The sequence below is a fragment of the Okeania sp. genome, from assembly GCF_983059655.1.
Window position 1 is genome coordinate 1 of the sequence record NZ_CEZPJD010000608.1, and the last position, 4984, is coordinate 4984.

General features: G+C 33.3%; 4 protein-coding genes and 1 tRNA gene. 3 read left to right on the forward strand and 2 right to left on the reverse strand.

What is annotated here, in order from left to right; genetic code table 11:
- Positions 1–338: 338 nt before the first annotated feature.
- A tRNA-Ser gene (locus AC3DU7_RS25060) sits at positions 339–428 on the forward strand.
- A 54-nt stretch (positions 429–482) separates the two neighbouring features.
- Here AC3DU7_RS25060 and AC3DU7_RS25065 read toward each other — a convergent pair.
- Positions 483–1412, reverse strand: a complete 930-nt coding sequence (locus AC3DU7_RS25065) for a serine hydrolase (protein WP_488042009.1) — start codon at positions 1410–1412, stop codon at positions 483–485.
- A 425-nt stretch (positions 1413–1837) separates the two neighbouring features.
- Here AC3DU7_RS25065 and AC3DU7_RS25070 point away from each other — a divergent pair, with 425 nt between their 5' ends.
- Complete coding sequence (locus AC3DU7_RS25070; protein WP_488042010.1) at positions 1838–2560, forward strand: C40 family peptidase; 723 nt, start codon at positions 1838–1840, stop codon at positions 2558–2560.
- Positions 2561–3743: 1183 nt separating this feature from the next.
- On the opposite strand, the gene AC3DU7_RS25075 is transcribed toward AC3DU7_RS25070, so the two are convergent.
- Positions 3744–4241, reverse strand: a complete 498-nt coding sequence (locus tag AC3DU7_RS25075) for a gluconokinase (protein WP_488042011.1) — start codon at positions 4239–4241, stop codon at positions 3744–3746.
- Between the two features lie 33 nt (positions 4242–4274).
- Between AC3DU7_RS25075 and AC3DU7_RS25080 the strand changes: the two genes are divergently transcribed.
- A complete protein-coding gene (locus tag AC3DU7_RS25080) occupies positions 4275–4742 on the forward strand; it encodes a CYTH domain-containing protein (RefSeq protein WP_488042012.1) in 468 nt (155 codons plus the stop codon).
- Positions 4743–4984: the final 242 nt, after the last annotated feature.

Below are 4984 nucleotides of genomic sequence, written 5' to 3' on the forward strand. Positions count from 1 at the left end.
TATACTTTGTTCATGATTAATAGTGAAAGTCCAGTATTTTCTGAGACCTCTGGTTAATCATTGCGAATAAAAGCCTTTAAGACTTATTAAGGATTTTAGTGACTGGACACTTTGTTAAGTAGAAAGTGCATATCTATACATATGTACTGTAGGCTGTAGCAAAAAATTCTAAGTTAAGGTGGAAGTAAAAAACCATCAAGATAGATAACTAGGAATAATTTTTCGAGAGTTCTGGTAATTTTGTACTCTCAGTTACTCTTAACCTTGAAAAATGTAACTTTTATAATGTTCTTGCCATAACAGGCTAATATCTGTTAAAGTAAATAATCATCATAATTGGAGAAGTGGCTGAGTGGTCGAAAGCGGCTCACTGCTAATGAGTTGTACGGGAGAACCCCGTACCGAGGGTTCGAATCCCTCCTTCTCCGTTATAAATATAGTTGAATTAAAGACTATAGATAGGCAAAAATTTTTTTGTTCTTTCATCCCAGTTTCTTCATTGCTTCTACAAACCTTTGGGAAATATAAGGCAGTATCTTTTCATTCTGACTAAGTTTCTTGCCTTCTATAAACACAACTAAAAGATATGGCTTAATATTTGGTAACTCAATATAAGCAAAATTATGACGCACCTGAGTATCTGAGACTCCTTTACCCCATACATTAGCGTCTTGAGGTAGACCATCATCCAGAAACCCTATAAATTCTTCTTTACTTCTATCTCTTAATTCATCTTGGCTAGGATTTTTCTTTAACAAGTTCATCATTTTCTTTGAAGCAATAGGAGATACTGCAACCCCACCGACAATACTATGTAATAAACGAGCTGTGCTATGAGCAGTCAGTATATTCCTATTTTCCATCAATAGTCCTTGAAACATCCTTTCTCGACCATAAGGACCATCACACCATGTTTTTTGATTAATATTAATGGATTTTAACTCAGGCCACTTCAGAGATTGAAAATAACGGTTGACAAAATTACGTTGATATTTCCAGGTTTGAAAAGGTCCTGATGAAATTTCAGGTCCACTGGTAGTTCCAGTTAAAACATCTACAACTAGACCAGTAGCATCGTTACTGGAATAAACAATCATATCTCGAATTGCTCTTTCTAACTCTGCTGAAGTTTTGACCATTCCTTTCTCTAACCACTCATAGATAGCTATAAGATAGAATAGATGGACTATTCTACCAGCATACATCCGTTCATCACCGCGATCGCTCCATCCACGGACTTGCTGTTGCCAAAACTCTGTGGCATTCTTAATATTTCCTGCCGTTGGTAAATCGTAGACTAGCCAAGTTATGGCAATTTGCTCATTAGTTAATTCCGAAAATTCCAGCTCGATCGCCTCCATAATGTCTTGACCCAGGATATTTAACTGTTCATCTCGATCAAAAAAAGTCATATAGAAAAAGGAAGTAAATGGTAAGAATTAGGTATAGTAGTTAGAAGGAAGAAGGAAGGAACGAAGGAGTGAAAAATATTACGTTATCTGAGTTTTCATCTTTTGATTTGTCCGCGCCCTTTCCTGCGACTGCTATAAGATTTAGAAAACATAAAAATACTTAATTTAATAATATACGGAATAAGTGAAAAATTATCTGTTAATTATTCCATAGTTATTGAAAATAAAAACTATCTTTAATAATAGACATCTCCAATAATCAAAAATAAAATCAATTATTGCACTCTTAATTTATCAATTCTTTCCCCTTACTCTCTACTTCCTCTTTTGGAGGAGATGTCTAATAGTGATTCCGATCGCTAAGGTTATATTATATATCTATAAAAATATTTTAATAACTTCATCAATTATCCAAGGGAAATTTAGTGTTTGACCGCCAATTATCTAATGTTATTGAGTATCAGTGCCAAGATAATATCGATATCTATGATTCTTCTGAATGCAATATTTTAGCAACTCAAGCCGCAATGGGGCGAAATTTACAAGTTATCCAGTTACAGGAAAATTTCGACAGCGCAATTTTTGTAAAGTTACAAGAAGATGATTATCAAGGGTGGTTAAAATATACAGATATTGATAAGATTCAACCAGCCAAAACTCCTTTTCAACCTCACATTTTTGGCGAGACTGAAGTTAGAGAGAAATTACCAGAAATAATTGCTTTTACTTATAAAGCTATGAGCATTCCTAACTATTATCTCTGGGGAGGTACAGTAGGGCCTAATTATGATTGTTCTGGCCTTATTCAAGCTGCTTTTGTTTCTGTTGGTATTTGGTTGCCTAGAGATGCTCATCAACAAGAAGCTTTTTGTCAGAAGATTTCTCTAGACAAATATCAATTAAATAATCAACTTATAGTTGGGGACTTAGTGTTTTTTGGCACTGGTGAAAAAGCAGATCATGTAGGATTATATCTGGGAAAAGGACGTTATATTCATAGTTCTGGAAAAAGTCAGGGTCGTAATGGTATTGGCATTGATGTATTGTCTGAAGTAGGGGATGAAGTTAGTCAAAGATACTATCAACAATTTCGGAGTGCAGCAAGAGTAGTTAAAAGTTATCAACCGAGCAAGTTTTGTAGTTCATGAAAAAAGTTTTCTCGTATCTAAAACCTTATCTGCGCTGGATTATTTTGGTAAGAATTTTATTTTTTCTAGCTACAACTTTCAAAGAGAATTGGTAACAAGTTTGGGAAATTAGGATTAGCAATTCTGGGTTTTTCAGTCTGATGGTCGCTTTTTTTTATGACTATTATGGCTCACATCTGGTTGGGATGGGTATGGTTTTGGATTATTCAAAAATTTAATCAAACTGTTAATCTGCGATGGGCTATTATACCAATTTGATAAGTGTTTGTTACAAATAGTAGAAGTAAGGAAGAAGGAAGAAGGAAGAAGGAGGAAAGATTGAAAAAAAGTAAAAACGATAGAAATAACTATCTAAAATGAACGAGAGCCACTATTTTTAAGCATGTCTCCTCGATAGGAACTTTTCATAGTATTCTTTTTTCACGCTTGGTATTAGAGTATATTTACTGACAAATATTGCTAAGTATTCACTAGGAAATATTTGGTATTTTTATGGTCGTATTGCTGCAACTAAACAAGTAGGGATAAAAGTTAAAGTTGCAATTTTACAGCAGTTTTGGAGTTGATGAGGTACAAAATTTTAGGACTTTAGGGAGTAGGCAGTAGGGAAAAAAAGATTAATTTTCAAACTGTACCTCACGCTTCCTAAAAAGTGCTGTAAGTTTTTAATAGAACCTCTTTTAATGGCTGCTGTGGCTTTAGCGATCGCTTGAATTGCTGCGACGTAAAAAAGTTAGATTTTACAGTTTTTGTGTTTAGTAATTATTCTGAGTGGATTTCAACCAATAATTTTAAATCCAGTAATTAAATTACTTGAAAAGCTTAAGTTAAAAGCTATAAAATCTTATTAATTTTCACCTCTATAATTAAAATTAAAAGGCTATCCAATCAAGCCTTTTTGTGGATAAATTTGTTTTGTTATCATTCGAGGTTCTGGATTTTTTTTACTATATTAAGTAGGTTGGCATTAAAAATTATCGTTGTAATTTTGAGTGCTGTAGCACTCTATCGCTTAATTAGTGCTTTAGCTGAAACTTTTGGTGCTGCTTTAGCTTGGTTGGGGGAACAAAATAAAAAGTAAAAAGAGGAAAAAGGAAGGAGTTTGTTAGGAAATAGATTGATGATGAAACTTAGAATAGATAAATAGGGTTTACTGAATAAAGTCTTTTGGTAAAGGTAGTAGTCAGAAGTCAGGATAAATGGGAATTATAGAGGAAATAGAATTGACAATATATTCGGGAGATTTTACAGCATCTATTATTATTGCTTCTTCTGGTTCTTCAAGGTCGTCAAATTGACTTCTTAGCATTTTGACTTTCATGAAGTGATTTTCTCGTTCCCTTAGTCTTTGGGCAAACAAATCAAAAGACCCTTTTAAGTAGACAAGTTTAATATTTTGTGAGTCTTTTATCAGTAAATGACGATAAGCTTTTTTCAGAGCAGAGCAGGCTAATATAATATTCTTATTATTATCTAACCATTGCTCAATTGCATTTCTCATTTCTACTAACCAAGGAATCCGATCTGTATCATTTAAAGGATTACCACTACTCATTTTTTCAATATTAGTTTGGGAGTGAAAAGAATCGGCATCATAAAAGTCATAATCTAGAGATTTTGCCAATAATTCTCCAATAGTAGATTTACCAGAACCAGAAACTCCCATTATGATAATAATCATTGTATTAATTCTCAAAAGTTCTTAAATATTAAAATGGCAATAGAAATAGAACGTAAGTTTTTAGTTAAAGGCAACGGGTGGCGTAATCAAGCTGTTGGAAAAGTTTATCGTCAAGGTTATATGTCTACAGAAGATGGCATAACATTAAGAGCAAGAATTGCTGGGGACCAAGGCTATTTAACTATTAAAGGACCTTCTGTGGGTAATTCACGGTCGGAATATGAGTATTCTATTCCCGTTGAAGATGCTCAAGAAATGTTGAATACTTTGTGCAGTTTACCTTTAATTGAAAAGGTTAGATATAAGGTTTCTCATGGTAATTTTATTTGGGAAGTTGATGAGTTTGCTGGAGATAATCAAGGTCTAATTGTGGCTGAAGTTGAACTTAATAATGAGAATCAAGAAGTTGAATTGCCAGATTGGATCGGAGAAGAAGTATCTCACGACAAGAGGTATACTAATTCTAATTTATCTAAAAATCCTTGGAAAAATTGGTCGTAAGTTTGATGAAAAAAGATCGGGAAAAATTTGATAAACAGAGAAAATTTTTTGTATTTGTTGAACAGCTATCAATCAAACATTCTAAATAGGAACCCATAGTAAATTCATTAATTAATACTACAGATAATTTGAGGAGCAAGTAGTAACTTACCTTACATGATTATCTTGAGATATAGACTACTACATTGATGATTTATTTACAGCAGATTTCATATATAGCGCTGCGCGCAGGCAACAGGCAA

Bases quoted from the DNA above. Each gene is read 5' to 3' on its own strand.
- AC3DU7_RS25065 (WP_488042009.1), bottom strand. From the start codon at position 1,412: ATGACTTTTTTTGATCGAGATGAACAGTTAAATATCCTGGGTCAAGAC.
- AC3DU7_RS25075 (WP_488042011.1), bottom strand. From the start codon at position 4,241: ATGATTATTATCATAATGGGAGTTTCTGGTTCTGGTAAATCTACTATT.
- AC3DU7_RS25080 (WP_488042012.1), top strand. From the start codon at position 4,275: ATGGCAATAGAAATAGAACGTAAGTTTTTAGTTAAAGGCAACGGGTGG.